Genomic DNA, 23148 nt, shown 5'->3' on the forward strand with positions numbered 1-23148 from the left:
GCCAATCAAACCGCGAAAATCTTGCCCGGGTTCATGATGCCGTTCGGGTCGAACACCGCTTTGACGGCTTTCATGTATTCGATCTCGACCGGCGAGCGGCTGTAGGTCAAGTAATCGCGCTTGGTCATGCCCACGCCATGCTCGGCGGAGATCGAACCGTTGTACTTCTCGACGGTTTCGAACACCCACTTGTTGACGGTCGCGCACTTGGCGAAGAACTCGTCCTTGCTCAGGTTATCCGGCTTGAGGATGTTCAAGTGCAGGTTGCCGTCGCCAATGTGGCCGAACCAGACAATTTCGAAGTCTGGATAGTATTCGCCGACGATCGCGTCGATTTCCTGCAGGAATGCTGGCACTTTCGACACGGTGACCGAGATGTCGTTCTTGTACGGTGTCCAGTGCGAGATGGTTTCGGAGATGTACTCGCGCAGCTTCCACAGGTTCTGCAGCTGGGTTTCGCTCTGGCTCATCACACCGTCCAGCACCCAGCCCTGCTCGACGCAGTGCTCGAAGGTTTCCAAGGCGCTGTTGGCCACTTCTTCGGTGGTCGCTTCGAACTCCAGCAGCGCGTAGAACGGGCAGTCGGTTTCGAACGGCGCCGGCACATCGCCACGGCCCAGCACTTTGGCCAGGGCCTTGTCGGAGAAGAATTCGAACGCGGTCAGGTCGAGCTTGCCCTGGAACGCATGCAGCACCGGCATGATCGAGTCGAAATCGGTGGTGCCGAGGACCATCGCAGTGAGGTTTTTCGGTGCGCGATCAAGACGCATGGTCGCTTCAACCACGAAACCGAGGGTGCCTTCGGCGCCGATGAACAACTGGCGCAAGTCGTAACCGGTGGCGTTCTTGATCAGGTCCTTGTTCAATTCCAGCACATCGCCCTTGCCGGTGACCACTTTCATGCCGGCCACCCAGTTACGGGTCATGCCGTAGCGAATCACCTTGATTCCGCCGGCATTGGTGCCGATATTGCCGCCAATCTGGCTGGAACCGGCCGAAGCGAAATCCACCGGGTAGTACAGGCCGTTTTCCTCGGCGACGTTCTGCAAGTGCTCGGTGACCACACCCGGCTGACAAACGGCGGTGCGGTCGGTGAGGTTAACGTCGAGAATCTGGTTCATGTAGTCGAACGACACCACCACTTCGCCATTGGCGGCCACGGCGGCGGCAGAAAGCCCGGTTCGCCCGCCGGATGGCACCAGCGCCACCTTGTGGGTGTTGGCCCAACGGACGATGGCCTGCACCTGTTCGATGGTCTTGGGAAACACGATGGCGCTCGGCGCGGGGGCGAAGTGCTTGGTCCAATCCTTGCCGTACGCATTCAGGGAGTCGGCGTCGGTCAGGACCTTGCCAGGCTCGACCAGGGTCTTCAGTTCATCAATCAGGACAGGATTGGTCATCGACAGAACTCTCGAACTATTCATGGTCATCCTGAAGACGCTTCACGTCGCAGGAATGAGTGTTTCGCGGGGTGGCTATGCTAGCATACCGACCCCGCAGGCCAGTGCCCAAGGCCAGTTCTGCGGTGACGACATTCTTGTCGTCCGGGTCAGCTCCAGGCTGCTCCCCTCCCTGCCATTTTTCTCCGGGATACAGGTTTACGCAGATGAGCAAGACTTCTCTCGATAAGAGCAAGATCAAGTTCCTTCTTCTCGAAGGCGTCCACCAATCGGCTGTCGACGTCCTCAAGGCGGCGGGCTACACCAGCATCGAATACCTGACAGGCTCCCTGCCGGAAGCCCAGCTCAAGGAAAAGATCGCTGACGCTCACTTCATCGGCATTCGATCGCGCACCCAACTGACCGAAGAGATCTTCGATCACGCGAAGAAGCTGGTAGCGGTCGGTTGTTTCTGCATCGGCACCAACCAGGTTGACCTGAGTGCTGCCCGCGAGCGCGGTATCGCCGTGTTCAACGCGCCGTACTCCAACACCCGTTCCGTAGCGGAACTGGTGCTGGCCGAAGCCATCCTGCTGCTGCGCGGCATCCCTGAGAAAAACGCTTCCTGCCACCGTGGCGGCTGGATCAAGTCCGCAGCCAACTCCTTCGAGATCCGTGGCAAGAAACTGGGCATCGTCGGCTACGGCTCGATCGGTACGCAGCTGTCGGTTCTGGCTGAAGGCCTGGGCATGCAGGTGTTCTTCTATGACACCGTGACCAAGCTGCCGCTGGGCAACGCCACTCAGGTCGGCAACCTGCACGAGCTGCTGGCCATGTCCGACATCGTTACCCTGCACGTTCCGGAAACCGCTGCCACTCAGTGGATGATCGGCGAGAAGGAAATCCGCGCCATCAAGAAGGGCGGCATCCTGATCAACGCCGCGCGCGGTACCGTGGTCGAGCTGGACGCCCTGGCGGACGCGATCAAGGACAAGCACCTGATCGGCGCGGCCATCGACGTGTTCCCGGTGGAGCCACGCTCCAACGACGAAGAGTTCGAAAGCCCGCTGCGTGGCCTGGACAACGTGATCCTGACCCCGCACATCGGTGGCTCGACCGCCGAAGCGCAAGCCAACATCGGTCTGGAAGTGGCGGAAAAACTGGTCAAGTACAGCGACAACGGTACCTCCGTTTCGTCGGTGAACTTCCCGGAAGTGGCCCTGCCGGCTCACCCTGGCAAGCACCGCCTGCTGCACATCCACGAGAACATCCCGGGTGTGATGAGCGAGATCAACAAGGTCTTCGCCGAAAACGGAATCAACATCTCCGGTCAGTTCCTGCAGACCAACGAGAAAGTCGGTTACGTGGTGATCGACGTCGACGCCGAGTACTCGGAGCTGGCGCAAGAGAAGCTGCAACACGTCAACGGTACTATCCGTAGCCGTGTACTCTTCTAAGAGCAGCTACAAGCCTCAAGTTACTAGCGGCAAGTGTTTAACTTGAGGCTGGCAGCTTGAAGCTTGCAGCGATAAAAAAGGGAGCCCCGAAAGGGCTCCCTTTTTTTATTCGACGTTGACGGTGACTTTCTTCGAGACGATTGGCGGATCGAACGGCATGTGACCACTGTCGCCCAGCTCCAGCTGCAGGGTGTGCTTGCCCGGTGCCAGTTTGATCGTGGCCTCGGTCTGCGCCTTGCCGAAGTGCATGTGGTTCGCGTCATTCGGGATCGGCGCACTCGCCGCCGGCAGCTTGTCGACGTCGATCAGCAAGTGGTGGTGGCCGGTGTTTTTGGTGACATCACCGGCCGGTGCCAGCGCGATGTCCTTGACGCCGAACTTGACCTTGAACTCCTGAGACACCGTGGCCCCATCCTCGGGAGAAACGATGAACACTTCGGCGCCTTTCGGGGCCGGTGTGGCGGCACTGGCCAACACCGAAACACCCATCAGCACACCCGCCAACGCTGCACGTGACATAAAGCTTTTCATTTTCTTCTCCAGTTTTTCCGTAAAATCCGCGTGGTCATGACAACTTCATGACCATTCGTTGTCGAAGGCACTCGTCAACCATAGCAAAGCGCGCCAGAAAAACCGGCCGCCATAATGATTTCAAAGGAGTGACCATGCGTTTTCTGCCTGGCCTGATCTGCCTGCTACCCCTTTTGAGCCCTTTGGCTCACGCCGAACTGATTGATGACGTCAACGACCGTGGCGAGTTGCGCATTGCCCTTGAGGCTAATACACCGCCCTTCAATTTCAAGGATGGCGACACACTCACGGGGTTCGAGGTCGAGCTGGGGCAACAATTGGCCAACGAACTGGATGTGCGTGCCGACTTCATCGTCACTGACGAAGCAGACTTGCTCCAGGGCGTTGAAAGCGGCAAGTACGACGTTGCGCTCAATCACATAGCACTGACACCTGAACTCAAGGATCGTTTCGATTTCAGCGAGGCGTACGGCAAGGTCGACTCACAGCTGCTGGCGAAAAAGGACGAGCAGCCACGACCTATGGTGCTGGTGCAGGCGTTGACGCAAGAGAAGCCGAAAGAGAGTACGCCAGTGGAGTTGGCGATTCCGTTTCAGAAGGGTAATCCGGCGTTTCAGGCCAGCCTTGCGGGTGCGTTGCAGCGGATCAAGGCCGACGGACGCCTGGCGGCGTTGTCGGAGAAGTGGCTCACCAAACCCGAGTGAACTCAACACCTGTAGGAGTGAGCCTGCTCGCGATGGCGTCAGGTCAGTCGACATAATCGTTAACTGACACACCGCCATCGCGAGCAGGCTCACTCCTACATGAGATTTGCGGTGGGCTTTTAGTCGAGTTGCGTCAGGGCCCGTGCGGCTTGCAGTAACTCCAGTTCGCTGAAGACTTGCACCCCATGGCGTTTGAGCAGCGCCGCCGTCACGCCCTCACCGGAGACCTTCACCCCACTGAACGTCCCGTCATAGGTCAACAAATTCCCGCAAGAGGGACTGTTGGCCTTGAGCACCGCAACCCGAATGCCGTGCTTCTGCACCAACGCCAGCGCCTGCCGCGCGCCATCGAGAAACTGTGCGCTGACGTCTTCACCCTCGGTGGTGATCACCGCTGCCTTGCCATCAAGCACTTCAGCGCCCTGCCCGCCCGGGATTTCCGCCGCTGCACGTGGGGTTGGCAGACCACCGGCGACTTCCGGGCACAGCGGCACCACGCGCCCTTCGCCGATCCACTGTTCGAGCAGATCGAACGGCCCGCTGGCCCCGCCGTCGTAACGCACGCGGTGGCCCAGCAGGCAGCGGCTGACCAGAATCTTCTGCATCTCAGAACGGCTCGTTGCCACGGCGACGGAACCAGCCGGTCAGCGACAGGCGTTCGCGGTTCGCCGGCAGCACTTCATGCGGCACTTCGCCAGAGAGGAACACCACCAGACAGCCGCCGGTGGGTTGCACGTCATGGACCCGGTCTTCGCCCAGATACATGCGCAACTGGCCACCGTCTTCCGGCAGCCAGCCGTCATTGAGGTAGATCACCGCCGAGACCATGCGCCGATCGTCGTCGCGGAAGCGGTCGACGTGTTTGCGGTAAAACGCGCCCGGCGGATAGAGGGCGAAATGGCACTCGAAATCCTCAAGCCCCAGGAACAACCCGCGATTGAGCGCCTCGCGCAGGCTGTCCATGAGGTTCAGATAACGGTCGCTGGCTTCGGCCTGCCCCGGGTCGATCCACTGGATGTGGTCGCCACGAATCCCCTCGCGAATCTCCGAAAACGGCCCACGGCCCACCGCCGCCGGTGCCAGCTCACCCTCGGCCTCACGTTTGCGGCACTCGGCCGCCAGCTCACGGGTCAAACCCGCGGGCAGGAAAATGTTCTGCTGCGACCAGCCATGTTCGGCCAGGTCGTCGACGATGCGTAACAGCAGCGGGTGTTCAGAGGATATTTGCATGGCGCGCATAGTATGCCCGCGGCAAGAAATCCGACAGAGCCACGCAGCGGCTTGCTACGAATTCTCGACAAGTACCGGCACCGCACGGAGAATAGTCCGCTGCTGACAGGAGTCCCTATGCGCCGTTTGCTTTTTTCACTGTTGATGTTCTGCGTTTTGCCCGCCTGGGCGGACGGCCACGATCAGCTGTACAAGATCGCCGGCTGGCCAGATCAACGTGCGCATTTCAATGATGCCCTGAGCGCCGCGCAACAGCGCTACCAGAACAACCTGCCGCCTGCGGTGTTTCAAGCCCTGGTCAACAACAGCAACCAGCGCTTCGCCCCCCAGGCCATGGATCAGCGTGCCGAAGCGCAGCTGCGCCAGCACCTTGCCGATCCACAACCGGCGCTGACCTTCTTCCAGTCACCGCTGGGCCGCAAGATCGTCGCTGCCGAGCTGCTGGCAACCCGGCGCGATCAGTTGGCGAAAAACGCCAAAGGCCTGCCGAAGATGCAAGCCAGCGACAGCCGCCTGCTGATCATCGGCCATCTGGCGCAAGCGCTGCCGGCGCGCGAGGCCGGCGCCGAAGTCAGCCTGGCGATTGCCGGCGTGGCGGCGGACAGTTTGAGTTCGATGATTCCCGGCCTGCTCGGCGGTGGTCAGGCGCAAGGCATGCTGAACGGTCAGCGTCAGCGCCTGATGGATCAGATCGGCGCTGACATGAACAACACTTTGCTCTACGTTTATCGTGATCTGTCGGATGACGAACTCGAGCAGTTCGCGACATTTGCCGAGTCCACCGAGGGCAAGGCTTATTATCAGGCGGCGCTGGCGGCGATTCGGGCGGGACTGGCGGTGGGGCAAAGCTCTTCGAGCCTGGGTCAGTGATCTTTATCGCCTGACAGGGCCCTATCGCGAGCAGGCTCACTCCTACATTTGATCGCGGTCTCCTGTGGGCGCGAGCTTGCTCGCGAAGAGGCCCTCGGAATCACTGAAGATTCCGCCCTCTGATCCGCTTGTTCAGAAACTCGAAATACTCTTCACGCATCTCCAGCGTCTCGTTCGCCAGATGATGTCGCGCCTGCGGCAGCAACAGAATCTGTGGCCGGTCGAACTTCCATTTCATCACCTGCAAATTGTGCTGCCAGTCCACGGTCATGTCCGCCTGCCCCTGAATGATCAGTGGCCGTCGCGGACTTTTTTTCGCGTGTTCCACACGGATGATCCACCGCGACAGTGCGCCGACCCACGCCGTCGGCAAGCGTTTGGGCTGCAACGGATCGGCCTGCAGGAACGGCAGGAAGGCCGGGTCGTTGGAGTTTTCGCTGAAGCGCCGGGTGACGCCCCGCACGAAAGGTCTCAGCAGGTAATAACTGAGCTGCGACCAACCCCACGCACGCGGACGCACCAGCGGCGCCAACAGAATCAAATGACCTTGCGCCGGACTGTGCTCGCCATGGTTGAGCACATGGTCGACAACGATCGCACCACCGGTGCTTTGCCCGCACAGGTGCCAGGGTTGCGGCAGGGCAATCGAGTTGGCCTCGGCGAACAACGCCTGCAGCGCGTCCTGATATTCGGAGAAATCGCGAATGCTCGCCCGCGCTCCGCTCGACAGGCCATGCCCCGGCAAATCGCAGGCGATCACGGCAAAATCCTGATCCAGCGCCCACTCGATCACATGCCGATAGAGCCCGGTATGGTCGTAAAAACCGTGCAGCAGAAACAGTGTGCCCTTGACCTTTTCCGGCCACCAGCAATGGCTGACCAGTTCATAACCGTCCACCTCGAAACGGCCCATGCCGCGCCAGACATCACGCTCGGGGAAGTCGGTCTGGTAGAACCGCTGATACGCCTTCGCCTCGTCCGACAACGGCTGCCACTGGGCCAAAGGCTTGAGGCTGGCGCGTAAATGATCGGCATCGAAAGTGTCAGGCATGCGGGTATTCCAGAGCGGTAAACAGACTTTATCGGTCTGCGATATTCATCTGTTGCGGCAAGCATGGCAAGCTAGCCCACCTCTTCGGGATCGAAAACCATGCGCTCGCCCTACCGCACCGCACTGTTTGCCAGCCTGCTCGCGCTTGTGTGTGCCGGGGTGCTGTGGGCGGCGTACGACTGGTTTCAAGGGCGTTATCTGCGCGCGTTCAGTCAGCACACGGCGGTGTTTTCCGGTGATCCGTTGCGCCTGCCCGATGAACTGGCCGGCCCTGGCAAAATCCGTCTCGTGCACTTCTGGGACCCGGCCTGCCCGTGCAACGTCGGCAATCAACAGCACCTGACGGAAATGGTCGAGCAGTTCGGCCCGCGCGGCGTGGAATTCTTCGCGGTGCAAAGGGCTGGCAGCCACGGCCAGTTGCCCGCCCCCCTGAGCAACCTGAAAACCATCGCCGTGCTGCCTGGCGCCGAGCAAGTGCCGGCGAGCCCCGCCGTGGCGATCTGGGACCGCAGCGGCAAACTGGCGTACTTCGGCCCCTACAGCGAAGGCCTGACCTGTAACTCCAGCAACAGTTTTATCGAACCGATCCTCAACGCGCTGATGGATGATCGCCCGGTCAACGCCACGCACACCCTGGCGGTCGGTTGCTATTGTCCGTGGCCGGTGGTGGTGCAGTAAGGCATTCCAGACTTTTCAAGGACAGCGATGCACGGCACGCAAAGTCTGTGCTAATTGTTTGCAGCCCGACGGGCGGCAATCCCGCATGCACAAGGAGTCACCATGAAACGCGTCTTCACCGTTCTTGCCTTGCTCATCGTTGTCCTGCTCGCTGGCGTCGGCTGGTACGTCTACAGCAAACAGCCAACGCGTCAGGGCCAGGTGGAGCTGCGCAACCTGCAAGGTTCGGTGACCGTGCGTTACGACGAGCGTGGCGTACCGCACATTCGCGCCGAAAACGAAACCGACCTCTATCGCGCCCTGGGCTACGTGCATGCCCAGGACCGCCTGTTCCAGATGGAAGCCATGCGCCGTCTCGCGCGCGGCGAACTGGCCGAAGTGCTCGGGCCGAAGCTGCTCGACACCGACAAACTGTTCCGCAGCCTGCGCATCCGCGAACGCGCCGTCAGTTATGTCGCCAGTCTCGATAAGCAGTCACCGGCGTGGAAGGCCCTGCAAGCCTATCTGGACGGCATCAACCAATATCAGGACAGCCACGCTGCACCGGTCGAGTTCGACGTGCTGGGCATCCCCAAGCGGCCGTTCACGGCTGAGGACAGCATCAGCGTCGCCGGTTACATGGCCTACAGCTTTGCCGCCGCGTTTCGCACCGAACCGCTGCTGACCTACGTGCGTGATCAACTCGGTGCCGATTACCTCAACGTCTTCGACCTCGACTGGCAGCCCAAGGGCGTGCTCGCCAAAGGTCGCGCCAACCCGACACCAGCCCTCGCCGCCGGCGACTGGAAAGACCTCAACGCCCTCGCCCGCCTCAGCGAGCAGGCGCTGATCGAAAACGGCCTGCCGCAATTCGAAGGCAGCAACGCCTGGGTGATCGCCGGCAGCCGCAGCCAGAGCGGCAAACCGTTGCTGGCCGGCGACCCGCACATTCGCTTCTCGGTGCCTTCGGTGTGGTACGAGGCGCAACTGTCGGCGCCGGGCTTTGAACTGTACGGCCACCATCAGGCGCTGGTGCCATTCGCATTTCTCGGGCACAACCTGGATTTCGGCTGGAGCCTGACCATGTTCCAGAACGACGATCTGGATCTGATCGCCGAGAAGGTCAACCCGGACAACCCCAATCAGGTCTGGTACCACGGCCAGTGGACCGATCTGGTCAGCACCGAGCAGCAGATCGCGGTGAAGGGCCAGGCACCGGTGACACTCACCCTGCGCCAGTCGCCCCACGGCCCGATCGTCAACGACGCGCTGGGCACCGCTGCCGGCAAAACACCGATCGCGATGTGGTGGGCGTTCCTCGAAACGCCGAACCCGATCCTCGAAGGTTTCTATCAGCTCAACCGCGCCGACACGCTGGCCAAGGCCCGCGCGGCAGCGGCCAAGGTGCAGGCACCGGGGCTGAACATCGTCTACGCCAATGCCAAGGGCGACATCGCCTGGTGGGCCTCGGCGTTGCTGCCCAAACGCCCTGCCGGGGTGAAGCCGGCCTTCATTCTCGACGGCAGCAGCAATCAGGCGGACAAGGACGGCTACTACCCGTTCAGCGCCAACCCGCAGGAAGAAAACCCGGCGCGCGGCTACATCGTCTCAGCCAACTTCCAGCCGCTGTCGCCGACCGGGATGGAGATTCCCGGTTACTACAACCTGGCCGATCGCGGTCAGCAGCTCAACCGCCAGCTCAGCGACAAGAATGTGAAGTGGAGCAACGAGGCCAACCAGAAGCTGCAACTGGGCACCACCACCGCTTACGGCCCGCGCACGCTGGCGCCGTTGCTGCCGGTGCTACGGGAAGTGGTGAGCGATCCGGCACAACTGAAACTGGTCGAGCAACTGGCACAGTGGCAAGGCGACTATCCGCTGGATTCGGTCAGCGCCACAGTGTTCAACCAGTTCCTCTACGACCTCGCCGATGCGGCCATGCGCGATGAGCTGGGCAACGACTTCTTCGAAACGCTACTGCCGACCCGGGTGATCGATGCCGCCCTGCCGCGCCTGGCAGCGAACGCCGATTCGCCGTGGTGGGACAACCGCGACACACCGAACAAGGAGACCCGTGCCGACATCGTCAAAGCGGCGTGGCAGGCAAGCATGACGCACCTGAAACAGACCCTCGGTGACACCCCGTCCGCCTGGCAATGGGGCACGGCGCACACCCTGACCCACGGTCATCCACTGGGGCAACAGAAGCCACTGGACCGCATCGTCAACGTCGGGCCATTCGCCGCGCCAGGCAGCCATGAAGTACCGAACAACCTCTCGGCCAAGCTCGGCCCGGCGCCATGGCCGGTGACTTACGGACCTTCGACGCGGCGCCTGGTGGACTTCGCCGACCCGGCGCACAGCCTGACCATCAACCCGGTCGGCCAGAGCGGCGTGCCGTTCGACAGCCACTATGACGATCAGGCCGAGGCGTACGTCGAGGGGATGTATGTGCAGGCGCACTTCAGCGAGGAAGAAGTGACGGCCAACACCCGCAGTACCTTGAAGCTGTTGCCGGCAAGGGCTGCCCAGTAGTTTTGTGCTGGCCGGTCTGGCCCTATCGCGAGCAGGCTCGCTCCTACAGTTGATCGCATTTTTTCAGAGGGAACGCGGTTAATTGTAGGAGTGAGCCTGCTCGCGATGAGGCCCTTCAACCCAATACATCTCTCAGAGCACCAGCGCAAAATTCAGCCGAAACTGCTGCGGTGTCACGCCCAGCCGGCGGTTGAACACACTGCGCATGTGCTGCGCATCACGAAACCCGCACTGATACGCCACGGTCTTCAACGGCGCCGTGGTGCTTTCAAGCATCACCCGCGCCGCATCCACCCGCGCCTGTTCGACGAACTCCGCCGGAGTGACCCGGGCTTCGCGGGCAAACACCCGGGAGAAGTTACGCGCGCTCATGTTCGCCGCATTCGCCAGATCGGCAATCGCCAGATCGCCGGTGAGATTGGCCAACACGTACAACTGCACCATCGCCACCGCCGACGTCGGCTCCGCATGCGGCGTGAGGAACGGGCTGAACTGCGACTGCCCGCCCGAGCGCTGAGTGAACACCACCAGGCGCCTGGCCACGCTCAGCGCCACCTCGGCGCCGTGATCACAGGCCAGCAGGTACAGCGACAGATCGATCCCCGCCGTGACCCCGGCCGAGGTGTAGAGCGCGCCGTCCTCGACATACAAGCGATCGACCTCGACCCGGGTTGATGGACACAACTGCGCCAAGGCTTCGGCATCATTCCAGTGGGTGGTGACGGTGCGCCCTTCCAGCAGCCCCGCCCGCGCCAGCATGAACGCACCGTTGCAGATCGAACCGAAACGCCGCGCACGGGCGCTGGCTTCGCGCAGCCAGGCATCGAACACGCGGCCAAAATCCATGAACGGCAACTGCGACCCACCGGCCACCAACAGCAAGTCCCAGGCGTCGAGCGCCTCGCTGAAATGCCGATGGGCACTGAGGTTCAAACCGTTGGAACAGGCCATCGGGCCCTGCTCGACACCAATCACCTCCAGCCGATAGTGATCCTCGGGCGGCAGAAACCGATTGGCCTCGGCGAACACATCCATCGGCCCACTGACATCCAGCGCCTGCACGCCGGGGAACACCACGATGGCGACGGTTTTGTTCATGACTGTGGATTCCCTTTCAAGAGCAAAAGATCGCAGCCTGCGGCTCCTACAGGGGAATGTGGACAACTGTAGGAGCTGTCGAAGGCTGCGATCTTTTTAGCTTGGCACGATTTGCAGGTCGATTGGCAAGGATCGCAGCCATGCGTTGATTGTCCGCTTACGGCCTCGGGGAACAGACTTTGTCCATCGGCGCCACAACGGCGTTTTCGACGAGGACTCTCAGATGAGCACGACCATTGCCGGCATCAAAATTCCTGACAGCGCGTTGGCCCGGGCTACCACCGAGTACATTCGCGACATCGAATCCGACCTGCTCTACCACCACTCGCGCCGGGTGTTTCTGTTCGGTGCGTTGAGCGGCGAGCGCCAGCAACTGGCCTACAACCCGGAGTTGCTGTACGTCGGCGCGATGTTCCACGACCTCGGGCTGGTCGAAGGCTATCGCAGCGCTGACGAGCGTTTTGAAGTGGATGGCGCCAATGCGGCAGCGGCGTTCCTCAAGCCGTACGGTTTGAGCGATGACGATATCGAACAGGTCTGGCTGTCGATTGCCCTGCACACTACGCCGGGGGTGCCCAAGCATCTGCGGCCGACCGTAGCGCTGGTGACTGCCGGGGTCGAGATGGACGTGCTGGGCATGGACTACGCGGCGTTCAGCAGCACCCAGCGCGAGGCGGTGGTGCATGCACATCCACGCGGGGAAGGTTTCAAGGAATGCATCATCTGCGCGTTTGCCGACGGCTTGCGCCATCGCCCGCACACGACGTTCGGCAATGTGAAGGCCGATGTGCTGGTGGATCAGGAGCCGGGGTTCAAGCCGATGAACTTCGTTGAGGTCATCCGTAAATCTCCGTGGATTTCCTGAGCCCAAAAGCAAAAGATCGCAGCCTGCGGCAGCTCCTACATTGGAATGCAATCCCTGTAGGAGCTGCCGCAGGCTGCGATCTTTTTGCCTGTTAAGCCGCTTCCGGCGCAGGCGCGCGGCGCACGTCCGGTTGCTTCCACGAATCGGCAGCGCCTTCTTCGATGGCTTGCTGGATGGCTTTCTTGCGCGCTTCTTCGGCACGGCGGCTGAAGAACCACACCAGGAACGTCACCAGCGATACCGCCAGCAAAATCAGACTGGCCACGGCGTTGATCTCCGGCTTCACGCCCAGACGCACCGCCGAGAACACCTCCATCGGCAGGGTGGTAGAACCCGGGCCGGAGACGAAGCTCGCCAGCACCAGGTCGTCCAGCGACAGGGCGAACGACATCATGCCGCCCGCTGCCAGCGATGGCGCGATCATCGGGATGGTGATCAGGAAGAACACCTTCCACGGCCGTGCACCGAGGTCCATGGCTGCCTCTTCGATCGACAGGTCCAGCTCACGCAGACGCGCCGACACCACCACGGCCACATACGCGGCACAGAACGTCGTGTGGGCGATCCAGATGGTGACGATGCCACGTTCCTGCGGCCAGCCGATCATCTGCGCCATCGCCACGAACAGCAGCAACAGCGACAGACCGGTGATCACCTCAGGCATGACCAGCGGCGCGGTGACCAGACCACCGAATAGCGTGCGGCCCTTGAAGTGGGTGATGCGGGTCAGCACGAAGGCTGCCAGCGTACCCAGCGCCACCGCCGCGACAGCGGTGTAGCAGGCGATTTCCAGCGAGCGCAGCACCGAGCCCATCAGTTGCGTGTTGTCGAGCAGGCCGACGTACCACTTGATCGACCAGCCGCCCCACACCGTCACCAGTTTCGAGGCGTTGAACGAGTAGATCACCAGGATCAGCATCGGCGCGTAGATGAACAACAGACCCAGTACCAGCATCAGGCTGGAGAAACGGAAGTTCTTCATTCTTTGCCCTCCATTTCCTTGGCCTGACTGCGGTTGAACAGAATGATCGGCACAATCAGGATCGCCAGCATCACCACCGCCAGGGCGGACGCTACCGGCCAGTCGCGGTTGTTGAAGAACTCTTGCCAGAGCACTTTACCGATCATCAGGGTTTCCGGACCGCCGAGCAGTTCCGGGATCACGAACTCGCCCACCACCGGGATGAACACCAGCATGCAGCCGGCAATGATCCCGTTCTTGGACAGCGGAATGGTGATTTTCCAGAAGCTGTTGAAGGTGCTCGACCCGAGGTCGGAAGCGGCTTCCAGCAGGCTGTGGTCGTGCTTCACCAGGTTGGCGTACAACGGCAGGATCATGAACGGCAGGTACGAATAGACCACGCCGATATAGACCGCCAGGTTGGTGTTGAGGATCTGCAGCGGCTCATCGATAAAGCCCATGCTCATCAGGAAACCATTGAGCAGGCCGTTGTTGCTGAGGATGCCCATCCACGCATACACGCGGATCAGGATTGCAGTCCAGGTCGGCATCATGATCAGCAGCACCAGCACCGTCTGCAGCTCTTTGCGGGCGCTGGCGATGGCGTAGGCCATCGGGTAGCCGATCAGCAGGCACAACAGCGTGCTGAAAAAGGCCATCTTCAGCGAGCCGAGGTACGCGGCGATGTACAACTCGTCGTCGCCCAGCATCGCGTAGTTGCCGAGGTTCAGCAGCAGTTGCAGCTTCTGCTCGGCAAAGGTGTAGATCTCGGTGTACGGCGGGATGGCCACGTCGGCTTCGGCAAAGCTGATCTTCAGGACGATGAAGAACGGCAGCATGAAGAACAGGAACAGCCAGATGAAGGGAACACCGATGACCATCTGGCGGCCACCGGGAATTATTCGATTGAGGCGGCGTTTGAATTTGCGCATGTTCATGAGCGAAGTACCACGCCGCTGTCGTCTTCCCACCACACGTAAACCTGGTCGCCCCAGGTCGGACGCTGGCCGCGACGCTCGGCGTTGGCGACGAACGACTGCACCAGCTTGCCGCTCGGCAGTTCAACGTAGAACACCGAGTGACCGCCGAGGTAGGCGATGTCATGCACCTTGCCGCTCGACCAGTTGTACTCGCAGGTCGGCATTTCGGCGGTGACCAGCAGCTTCTCCGGGCGAATCGCGTAGGTGACCGACTTGTCCTGCACCGAGGTGCTGATGCCGTGGCCGACGTAGATCTGCCGGTCGAGGTCTTTGCAGGTGATGGTCGCGTGACCTTCGGCATCGTCGATCACTTCGCCTTCGAAGATGTTCACGTTACCGATGAATTCGCAGACCAGACGACTGGTCGGGGTTTCGTAGATGTCGATCGGGCTGCCGATCTGGGCGATCCAGCCCAGGTGCATGATCGCGATGCGCTCGGCCATGGTCATGGCCTCTTCCTGGTCGTGGGTCACCATCACGCAGGTCACGCCGACGCGCTCGATGATCTCTACCAGCTCAAGTTGCATCTGCGAACGCAGTTTCTTGTCCAGTGCGCCCATCGGTTCGTCGAGCAGCAGCAGTTTCGGCCGCTTGGCCAGCGAACGCGCCAGTGCCACACGCTGACGCTGACCGCCCGACAGTTGATGCGGCTTGCGCTTGGCGTACTGGCTCATCTGTACCAGTTTGAGCATCTCGGCCACGCGGGCGTCGATCTCGGCGTTGGGGATCTTGTCCTGTTTGAGGCCGAAGGCGATGTTCTGCGCCACGGTCATGTGCGGGAACAAGGCGTACGACTGGAACATCATGTTGATCGGTCGCTCGTACGGCGGCATGTCGGTGATGTCGACGCCGTCGAGGAAAATGCGCCCCTCCGTGGGCCGTTCGAACCCTGCCAGCATCCGCAGCAGCGTGGATTTGCCCGATCCCGAACCGCCGAGCAGGGCGAAGATCTCGCCTTTCTTGATTTCCAGGGACACATCGTCCACGGCAATCGTCTCGTCGAACTTCTTCGTGACCCGGTCGATTTTGACCAACACCTGTTTAGGTGTCTGGTCGCCCTCGAGGGCTTTCTTATAGGCGCCGGAGGCAACTGCCATTTACGAAACTCCCAGAAAAAAAGAGTGCAGTTCGCCCAACGCGGACGAACCCAGGATAGTTTGTGCCTTACTTGCCCGACTTGACCTTGGTCCAGCTACGGGTCATCAAACGCTGAATATTGGCTGGCAACTCGACCGACACGTATGTCTTGTCGAGGACTGCCTGCGGCGGATAAACCGCTTCATCGGTGCGGATGGACTGTTCCATCAGCTTGTCCGAACCCGGGTTGGGGTTGGCGTAACCGACGTAATCACTGACCTGGGCGATCACCTCAGGTTTCAGCAAATAGTTGATAAAGGCGTGGGCTTCCTTGACGTTGGACGAGTCTTTCGGAATCGCCAGCATGTCGAACCACAGCGCGCCGCCCTCTTTCGGAATCGAGTAGGCGATGTTCACGCCTTTCTTGGCTTCTTCGGCACGGTGCTTGGCCTGGAAGATGTCACCGGAGAAACCGATGGCCACGCAGATGTCGCCGTTGGCCAGATCGCCGATGTATTTCGAGGAGTGGAAGTAGGTCACGTAAGGGCGCACGGCAAGCAGTTTGTCGGTGGCCTTGGCGTAGTCCTTGGGATTGGTGCTGTTGGCGTTCAGGCCCATGTAGTTGAGCACGGTCGGCATCATTTCATCCGCCGAGTCGAGGAACGCTACGCCGCAGCTGTGCAGCTTCTTGATGTTTTCAGGCTCGAACAACACGCTCCAGGAATCGATCTTGTCGATACCGAGCACGGCTTTGACCTTGTCGACGTTGTAGCCGATGCCGTTGGTGCCCCACAGGTACGGCACGGCGTAGAGGTTGCCCGGGTCGTTCTGCTCCAGGCGCTTGAGCAGCACCGGATCGAGATTCGAATAGTTCGGCAACTGCGCCTTGTCGAGCTTCTGGAACGCGCCCGCCTTGATCTGCTTGCCGAGGAAGTGGTTCGACGGCACGACCACGTCGTAACCGGTACGCCCGGCCAGCAGCTTGCCTTCCAGGGTTTCGTTGGAATCGAACACGTCGTAAACCGGTTTGATCCCGGTTTCTTTCTGGAAGTCGGCCAGGGTGGTCTCGCCGATGTAATCCGACCAGTTATAAATATGCACCGTACCGGCGGCCTGGGCTCCGACAGCGATCGTCAGGCCGGCAGTGGCCAGCAGGGCTTTGCGCAAAGAAGAAAAAATAGGCAAGTGGAGGTCCTCTAAATTAGTTGGGCCCAAGTTGCCCCGCGTTACATGACAGCCATGGCTGCCCGGCAACAAAACCGGCGCGCAACTTACCCTCGAAAAACCGTTCCTGCAAAACTTCCTGACATTTAATTGATCCGCTGGCCGCCTTCGCGGGGACGACGGCCAGCGGTTGCTGCTTCAAACCGGCTTATTTACCGGATTTGATCTTGGTCCAGCTGCGGGTCATTTCACGCTGGGTAGCCGCTGGCAGATCGGCGATGGCATACAGCTTGGCCTGCACGTCGGCTGGCGGGTAGATGCCTGGATCGCTGGTGATGTCTTTCTCTACCAGAGGTGTTGCAGCGGCGTTACCGTTCGGGAAGCGTACGGCGTTGGTGATGCCGGCCATGACTTCAGGCTTCTGCAGGAAGGTCATGAACTTGTAGGCGCCTTCAACGTTTTCGGCATCTTTAGGGATGGCGACCATGTCGAAGAAGCTGCCAGCGCCTTCTTTCGGAATGGCGTAGCTGACTTTGACCTTGTCACCAGCCTCGGCGGCACGGGACTTGGCCTGCTGCACGTCACCCGAGTAGCCGACCGCTACGCAGATGTTGCCGTTGGCCAGGTCCGAGATGTACTTGGAGGAGTGGAAGTAGGTGATCGAAGGACGAATCTTGAGGAACAGCTCCTCGGCTTTCTTGATGTCTTCTTTCTTCTGGCTGTCGGTAGGCAGGCCCAGGTAATGCAGCGCGACCGGGAGCATTTCGGTCGGCGAATCGAGGAAGCTCACGCCGCAGCCCTTGAGCTTGGCGATGTTTTCCGGCTTGAGCAGCACGTCCCACGAGTCGATGGTGTCGACGCCCAGCGCAGCCTTGACCTTCTCCGGGTTGTAACCGATGCCGATCGAGCCCCACATGTACGGGAAGGCGTGCTTGTTGCCCGGGTCGCTGACCGACACGGCCTTGAGCAGGTCCTGGTTCAGGTTCTTCCAGTTAGGCAGCTTGGACTGGTCCAGCTCCTGGTAAACGCCAGCCTTGATCTGCTTGGCCAGGAAGTTGTTCGACGGCACAACGACGTCGTAACCGGACTTGCCCGCCAGCAGTTTGGCTTCCAGGGTTTCGTTGCTGTCGAATACGTCGTAGACGACTTTGATCCCGGACTCTTTCTCGAAGTTGGCGATGGTGTCCGGCGCGATGTAGTCGGACCAGTTGTAAACGTGCAGCACTTTGTCATCCGCGTGAACCGCACCCGCCATCATGCCCGCTACGGACAGCGCGAGAAGAGTCTTGCCAGCAAGCTTTTTACCTAATGCCTTCATGCGTCATGCTCCAAATTTTTCTTTTTTGAACCACTTTGTTCAGCGGCCGAACCCCGACAACTGGAACCGCGGCTAGTCTGGCAAGATCGGAGGCGGTCTTTCAAGAAAAGGCCCACCTTTCTGACACCTTCGAGCGAGAGCGCCGCAGCTTCCCCGCTCGAAGCCTAGCACTTAGGCCTGCAACGCACTGAGAGTCAGATCCAGACACTTGCGTGCCTTTGTAACCAGCTCATCAATCTCCGCCTTGCTGATCACCAGCGGCGGCGCAATGATCATGGTGTCGCCCACGGCGCGCATGATCAGGCCGTTATCGAAGCAGAACTGCCGGCAGATCATGCCCACACCCCGGCCTTCGTAACGCTTGCGAGTGGCCTTGTCCTGCACCAGCTCGATCGCCCCCAGCAGACCGACTCCGCGTACTTCACCCACCAACGGGTGATCGTTGAGTTCGCGCAGACGTTTCTGCAAATACGGTGCCGTTTCGTTGCGTACGTTCTCGATAATTTTCTCGTCGCGCAGAATCCGGATGTTTTCCAGACCCACCGCCGCCGCCACCGGGTGCCCCGAGTAGGTGAAGCCGTGGTTGAAGTCGCCGCCTTCATTGAGCACTTTCACCACTTCGTCGCGCACGATCAGGCCACCCATCGGGATGTAGCCGGACGTCAGGCCTTTGGCGATGGTCATCATGTCTGGCTTCAGATCGTAGAAATCCGAACCGAACCATTGACCGGTACGGCCGAAACCACAGATCACTTCGTCCGCCACGAACAGGATGTCGTACTTGGCGAGGATTTCCTTGATGCGCGGCCAGTAGGTGTCTGGCGGAATGATCACGCCGCCGGCGCCCTGGATCGGCTCGGCAATGAAGGCGCCGACGTTATCCACGCCGACTTCGAGAATCTTCTCTTCCAGCTGATTGGCCGCCCAGATGCCGAACTCTTCCGGCGACATGTCGCCGCCCTCGGCGAACCAGTACGGCTGCGCGATGTGAACGATGCCCGGAATCGGCAAATCGCCCTGTTCGTGCATATAAGTCATGCCGCCCAGGCTCGCGCCGGCCACGGTGGAACCGTGATAACCGTTCTTGCGGCTGATGATGACTTTCTTGTTCGGCTGGCCCTTGATCGCCCAGTAGTGACGAACCATGCGCAGCATGGTGTCGTTGCCTTCGGAGCCGGAGCCGGTGAAGAACACGTGGTTCATGCCTTGCGGCGCTACGTCGGCGATGGCCTTGGCCAGTTCCAGTGCCGGCGGGTGCGCGGTCTGGAAGAACAGGTTGTAGTAAGGCAGTTCGCGCATTTGCTTCGCGGCTGCGTCAGCCAGTTCATCGCGGCCATAACCGATCGCCACGCACCACAGACCCGCCATGCCATCGAGGATCTTGTTGCCTTCGCTGTCCCACAGGTACACGCCCTTGGCGTTGGTGATGATCCGTGGGCCCTTCTCTTTCAGCTGCTTGAAGTCGCTGAACGGGGCCAGGTGGTGATCGCTGCTCAGGGCTTGCCACTCACGGGTTTGCGGGTTGTTGCTGGTCATGCCAATTCTCCTTGTTATCGGTGAAGGCACGGCTGCTGCCAGCCGCGCCCGGCGTATCAGACGGCGAAGAGCAGGTACTCACGCTCCCAGGAACTGATCACGCGCTTGAAGTTTTCATGCTCGGCCCGTTTTACCGCGACGTAGCCGGTGATGAAGGTCTTGCCCAGGTATTTCTCGATGGTCGCGCTGTTTTCCATGCGCTCCAGTGCGTCCTCGATGGTCAGCGGCAGGCGCAGATTGCGACGTTCATAGCCACGGCCAACGACCGGCGCGCTCGGGTTGAGGCCCTCGACCATGCCGATGTAGCCGCAGAGCAGGCTCGCGGCAATCGCCAGGTACGGGTTGGCGTCGGCGCCCGGCAGGCGGTTTTCCACGCGACGGTTCTGCGGGCCGGCATCCGGTACACGCAGGCCCACGGTGCGGTTCTCTTCGCCCCACTCCACGTTCACCGGCGCCGAGGTGTCCGGCAGGAAGCGGCGGAACGAGTTGACGTTCGGCGCGAACAGCGGCAGCAGTTCGGGGATCAGTTTCTGCAGGCCACCAATGTGGTGCAGGAACAGCTGGCTCATGGTCCCGTCTTCATTGGAGAACACGTTCTTGCCGGTCTCGATGTCGATGATGCTCTGGTGCAGGTGCATGGCGCTGCCCGGCTCACCGGTCATCGGCTTGGCCATGAAGGTCGCAGCCACGTCGTGCTTGAGCGCCGCCTCACGCATGGTGCGCTTGAACACCAGGATCTGGTCGGCCAGCGACAGTGCGTCGCCGTGACGGAAGTTGATCTCCATCTGCGCCGTGCCGTCTTCGTGGATCAGCGTGTCGAGGTCCAGTTCCTGCAGTTCGCACCAGTCGTAGACGTCTTCGAACAACGGGTCGAATTCGTTCGCCGCTTCGATGGAGAACGACTGACGACCGATTTCCGGACGGCCCGAGCGACCAATCGGCGGCTGCAACGGATAGTCAGGGTCGTCACTGCGCTTGGTCAGGTAGAACTCCATTTCCGGCGCCACGATCGGCTGCCAGCCCTTGTCGGCATAGAGTTTCAGGACTTTCTTGAGCACGTTGCGTGGCGACAGCTCGATCGGGTTGCCTTGCTTGTCGTAGGTGTCGTGAATCACCTGGGCGGTCGGCTCGATGGCCCACGGCACCAGATACACGGCGTTCTGGTCGGGGCGGCAGATCATGTCGATGTCGGCCGGGTCGAGCAGTTCGTAATAGATGTCGTCTTCGACGTAATCGCCAGTCACGGTCTGCAGCAGCACACTCTCTGGCAGGCGCATGCCCTTTTCGGCGATGAACTTGTTGGTCGGCGAGATCTTGCCCCGGGTGATACCGGTCAAGTCGCCGATCATGCATTCGACTTCTGTGATCTTGTGGTCTTTCAACCAATCGGTGAGCTGGTCGAGGTTGTTACTCATAAATGCCTCTGGGCTGAGTCTCCTGACATCGTGTCAGGCAAAGTTTGACGCCGTGGCGTCGCGTTAAAGGGGGCTTGCTTGCGCGCAGTGCCGGCTTACGCCCGGCACCGCGCATCGACAATGAAAGAGGAGCTTACCTGCCCTTTACGCTGGCGTTGCATTTCCTGTGCACATTCAAGGCGTGCAGAATCATGAGCACGGCTTGGGAAGCGGCACAGGCTTTGAGACTCAAAGAGATCTATATTGGAAGGAGACGCCATAAACAGGATGCTTGGCCGTACGTCCAGAATAACGGACGCTGCCGTTCTGGCTGCTGCCGACGAGAACCTTGTCGACAGACCGCGAGCCTTGTTGGCTGCGCTACGGACGGATTTGTCGCCACTGATGTGTTGAGCATGCAGACCGGACTGTTGCGAGCAGTCGGTGATGCCGATTAACGGCAGGCGAGACATGAAGCACCCCGGTATTATTGCTGTTATGGGTTTGATCCGAGCTTAGCCTTGTTCATTTTTTTACACAACACCCCCGTAAAAAATACAACACGGCCTGCTCAAGCCCGCGGGTGCCAAGCGTCCCAAGGACAAAAAATCGCCCCAAAGTGCCCCATAAATGCCCTCGTAGCGCTTTTTTAGGGCAAAAAAGGCCTCGCTTGACTTCGGCATGCCGTTCGGGTTGACTGAAACCAGAAAAGATCAATGATTGATATTTTTAACAACAAAGGTGTTGCATCATGTCGGTACCCCCGCGTGCCGTTCAGCTTAACGAAGCGAACGCGTTCCTTAAGGAACATCCTGAGGTTCTGTACGTTGACCTTCTGATTGCGGATATGAATGGTGTGGTGCGCGGCAAGCGCATCGAACGCACCAGCCTCCACAAGGTTTACGAGAAAGGCATCAACCTGCCGGCCTCTCTATTTGCTCTGGATATCAATGGCTCTACGGTGGAAAGCACCGGCCTGGGTCTGGACATCGGCGACGCCGACCGGATCTGCTATCCAATCCCCGATACCCTGTGCAACGAGCCATGGCAGAAGCGCCCGACCGCGCAACTGTTGATGACCATGCACGAACTCGAAGGTGACCCGTTTTTCGCCGATCCACGCGAAGTGCTCCGTCAAGTTGTTGCAAAGTTTGACGAGCTGGGCTTGACCATCTGCGCAGCCTTCGAGCTGGAGTTCTACCTGATCGACCAGGAGAACGTGAACGGCCGTCCACAGCCGCCACGCTCGCCGATCTCCGGCAAACGCCCGCACTCGACTCAGGTCTACCTGATCGACGACCTCGACGAATACGTCGACTGCCTCCAGGACATTCTGGAAGGCGCCAAAGAGCAAGGCATCCCGGCCGACGCCATCGTCAAGGAAAGTGCCCCGGCGCAGTTCGAAGTGAACCTGCACCACGTCGCCGACCCGATCAAGGCGTGCGACTACGCGGTCCTGCTCAAGCGTCTGATCAAGAACATCGCCTACGACCATGAAATGGACACCACCTTCATGGCCAAGCCTTATCCAGGCCAGGCAGGCAACGGTTTGCACGTACACATTTCGATCCTGGACAAGGCCGGCAAGAATATCTTTGCCAGCGAGGATCCCGAGCAGAACGCCGCATTGCGTCACGCGATCGGCGGTGTGCTCGAGACCCTGCCCGCCCAAATGGCGTTCCTGTGCCCTAACGTCAACTCGTACCGTCGTTTCGGCGCACAGTTCTACGTGCCGAACTCGCCATGCTGGGGCCTGGACAACCGCACCGTGGCGATCCGCGTACCGACCGGCTCTGCCGATGCCGTGCGTATCGAACACCGCGTGGCCGGCGCCGACGCCAACCCGTACCTGCTGATGGCTTCGGTTCTGGCGGGCGTGCATCACGGCCTGACCAACAAGATCGAGCCGGGCGCTCCGGTCGAAGGCAACAGCTACGAGCAGAACGAACAAAGCCTGCCGAACAACTTGCGCGATGCCCTGCGCGAGCTGGACGACAGCGAGGTGATGGCCAAGTACATCGATCCGAAATACATCGATATCTTCGTCGCCTGTAAAGAGAGCGAGCTGGAGGAGTTCGAACACTCCATCTCCGACCTCGAGTACAACTGGTACCTGCATACCGTTTAAGCGGTTGCAGCGCCAAAAGGAACGCCGTTGGCTCTCGCAGCCAGCGGCGTTTTTTTATGGCCGAACATAATCCCCTTGTGGCGAGGGAGCTTGCTCCCGCTGGGTTGCGCAGCAGCCCCAAGCCCCTGCGACTCGGTATGTCAGGAAAAACAGGTCGTCTGGTTTTACGACTGCTGCGCAGCCGAGCGGGAGCAAGCTCCCTCGCCACAAGGA

At 60.4% G+C, this 23148-nt stretch carries 20 protein-coding genes; 7 read left to right on the forward strand and 13 right to left on the reverse strand.

Features of this window, described 5'->3' with window-relative positions:
• Nucleotides 1-5: 5 nt before the first annotated feature.
• Nucleotides 6-1400 carry an FAD-binding oxidoreductase gene (locus NN484_RS05220; protein ID WP_274658692.1) on the reverse strand — a complete coding sequence of 465 codons (1395 nt, stop codon included), beginning with the start codon at nucleotides 1398-1400 and terminating at the stop codon, nucleotides 6-8.
• 206 nt (nucleotides 1401-1606) lie between these two features.
• Here NN484_RS05220 and serA point away from each other — a divergent pair, with 206 nt between their 5' ends.
• On the forward strand, nucleotides 1607-2836 hold the full coding sequence (gene serA, locus NN484_RS05225) for a phosphoglycerate dehydrogenase (protein ID WP_127647972.1): 1230 nt from the start codon (nucleotides 1607-1609) through the stop codon (nucleotides 2834-2836).
• Nucleotides 2837-2941: 105 nt separating this feature from the next.
• On the opposite strand, the gene NN484_RS05230 is transcribed toward serA, so the two are convergent.
• Nucleotides 2942-3367 (reverse strand): DUF4399 domain-containing protein, encoded by a 426-nt coding sequence (locus tag NN484_RS05230; RefSeq protein WP_274658693.1) that lies wholly within the window; start codon nucleotides 3365-3367, stop codon nucleotides 2942-2944.
• Nucleotides 3368-3501: 134 nt separating this feature from the next.
• On the opposite strand from NN484_RS05230, the gene NN484_RS05235 reads away from it, so the two are divergent.
• Complete coding sequence (locus NN484_RS05235) at nucleotides 3502-4071, forward strand: transporter substrate-binding domain-containing protein (RefSeq protein WP_215500620.1); 570 nt, start codon at nucleotides 3502-3504, stop codon at nucleotides 4069-4071.
• A 119-nt stretch (nucleotides 4072-4190) separates the two neighbouring features.
• On the opposite strand, the gene NN484_RS05240 is transcribed toward NN484_RS05235, so the two are convergent.
• Nucleotides 4191-4676 (reverse strand): 2-thiouracil desulfurase family protein, encoded by a 486-nt coding sequence (locus tag NN484_RS05240; RefSeq protein WP_127647975.1) that lies wholly within the window; start codon nucleotides 4674-4676, stop codon nucleotides 4191-4193.
• A 1-nt stretch (nucleotide 4677) separates the two neighbouring features.
• A complete protein-coding gene (locus NN484_RS05245; RefSeq protein ID WP_127647976.1) occupies nucleotides 4678-5310 on the reverse strand; it encodes a 2OG-Fe(II) oxygenase in 633 nt (210 codons plus the stop codon).
• A gap of 108 nt (nucleotides 5311-5418) precedes the next feature.
• On the opposite strand from NN484_RS05245, the gene NN484_RS05250 reads away from it, so the two are divergent.
• Nucleotides 5419-6171 (forward strand): DUF2059 domain-containing protein, encoded by a 753-nt coding sequence (locus NN484_RS05250; protein WP_215500618.1) that lies wholly within the window; start codon nucleotides 5419-5421, stop codon nucleotides 6169-6171.
• Nucleotides 6172-6271: 100 nt separating this feature from the next.
• Here NN484_RS05250 and bipL read toward each other — a convergent pair whose 3' ends face one another.
• A complete protein-coding gene (gene bipL, locus NN484_RS05255) occupies nucleotides 6272-7222 on the reverse strand; it encodes a phospholipase BipL (protein ID WP_215500617.1) in 951 nt (316 codons plus the stop codon).
• Nucleotides 7223-7321: 99 nt separating this feature from the next.
• Here bipL and NN484_RS05260 point away from each other — a divergent pair, with 99 nt between their 5' ends.
• Together NN484_RS05260 and NN484_RS05265 are read left to right on the forward strand one after the other, a co-directional pair.
• A complete protein-coding gene (locus NN484_RS05260; protein WP_127647979.1) occupies nucleotides 7322-7900 on the forward strand; it encodes a DUF6436 domain-containing protein in 579 nt (192 codons plus the stop codon).
• A 102-nt stretch (nucleotides 7901-8002) separates the two neighbouring features.
• Nucleotides 8003-10414 carry a penicillin acylase family protein gene (locus NN484_RS05265; RefSeq protein ID WP_215500616.1) on the forward strand — a complete coding sequence of 804 codons (2412 nt, stop codon included), beginning with the start codon at nucleotides 8003-8005 and terminating at the stop codon, nucleotides 10412-10414.
• A 132-nt stretch (nucleotides 10415-10546) separates the two neighbouring features.
• Here the strand turns inward: NN484_RS05265 and NN484_RS05270 are convergent, their stop codons facing one another.
• Nucleotides 10547-11512 (reverse strand): GlxA family transcriptional regulator, encoded by a 966-nt coding sequence (locus tag NN484_RS05270; RefSeq protein ID WP_215500615.1) that lies wholly within the window; start codon nucleotides 11510-11512, stop codon nucleotides 10547-10549.
• Between the two features lie 223 nt (nucleotides 11513-11735).
• On the opposite strand from NN484_RS05270, the gene NN484_RS05275 reads away from it, so the two are divergent.
• Nucleotides 11736-12377 (forward strand): HD domain-containing protein, encoded by a 642-nt coding sequence (locus tag NN484_RS05275; protein WP_215500614.1) that lies wholly within the window; start codon nucleotides 11736-11738, stop codon nucleotides 12375-12377.
• Between the two features lie 91 nt (nucleotides 12378-12468).
• On the opposite strand, the gene NN484_RS05280 is transcribed toward NN484_RS05275, so the two are convergent.
• The 7 genes from NN484_RS05280 to NN484_RS05310 all read right to left on the reverse strand — a co-directional run bounded on the left by NN484_RS05280 (nucleotide 12469) and on the right by NN484_RS05310 (nucleotide 20828).
• Complete coding sequence (locus tag NN484_RS05280; protein WP_095137596.1) at nucleotides 12469-13359, reverse strand: ABC transporter permease subunit; 891 nt, start codon at nucleotides 13357-13359, stop codon at nucleotides 12469-12471.
• Nucleotides 13356-14237: an ABC transporter permease subunit gene (locus tag NN484_RS05285; RefSeq protein ID WP_215500771.1), complete on the reverse strand. Its 882-nt coding sequence runs from the start codon at nucleotides 14235-14237 to the stop codon at nucleotides 13356-13358. The genes NN484_RS05280 and NN484_RS05285 overlap by 4 nt, the downstream gene beginning before the upstream one ends.
• Nucleotides 14238-14272: 35 nt before the next feature.
• Nucleotides 14273-15415 (reverse strand): ABC transporter ATP-binding protein, encoded by a 1143-nt coding sequence (locus NN484_RS05290; RefSeq protein WP_003229245.1) that lies wholly within the window; start codon nucleotides 15413-15415, stop codon nucleotides 14273-14275.
• A 67-nt stretch (nucleotides 15416-15482) separates the two neighbouring features.
• Complete coding sequence (locus tag NN484_RS05295) at nucleotides 15483-16580, reverse strand: polyamine ABC transporter substrate-binding protein (RefSeq protein ID WP_127647983.1); 1098 nt, start codon at nucleotides 16578-16580, stop codon at nucleotides 15483-15485.
• Nucleotides 16581-16767: 187 nt separating this feature from the next.
• Nucleotides 16768-17877 carry a polyamine ABC transporter substrate-binding protein gene (locus tag NN484_RS05300; protein ID WP_166221641.1) on the reverse strand — a complete coding sequence of 370 codons (1110 nt, stop codon included), beginning with the start codon at nucleotides 17875-17877 and terminating at the stop codon, nucleotides 16768-16770.
• A 171-nt stretch (nucleotides 17878-18048) separates the two neighbouring features.
• Nucleotides 18049-19413 (reverse strand): aspartate aminotransferase family protein, encoded by a 1365-nt coding sequence (locus tag NN484_RS05305; protein WP_127647985.1) that lies wholly within the window; start codon nucleotides 19411-19413, stop codon nucleotides 18049-18051.
• Nucleotides 19414-19469: 56 nt separating this feature from the next.
• Nucleotides 19470-20828: a glutamine synthetase family protein gene (locus tag NN484_RS05310; protein ID WP_007967993.1), complete on the reverse strand. Its 1359-nt coding sequence runs from the start codon at nucleotides 20826-20828 to the stop codon at nucleotides 19470-19472.
• 730 nt (nucleotides 20829-21558) lie between these two features.
• Between NN484_RS05310 and NN484_RS05315 the strand changes: the two genes are divergently transcribed.
• Nucleotides 21559-22935 carry a glutamine synthetase family protein gene (locus NN484_RS05315; RefSeq protein ID WP_123454445.1) on the forward strand — a complete coding sequence of 459 codons (1377 nt, stop codon included), beginning with the start codon at nucleotides 21559-21561 and terminating at the stop codon, nucleotides 22933-22935.
• Nucleotides 22936-23148: the final 213 nt, after the last annotated feature.

It is taken from the genome of Pseudomonas serboccidentalis (assembly GCF_028830055.1).
GTDB lineage: Bacteria > Pseudomonadota > Gammaproteobacteria > Pseudomonadales > Pseudomonadaceae > Aquipseudomonas > Aquipseudomonas serboccidentalis.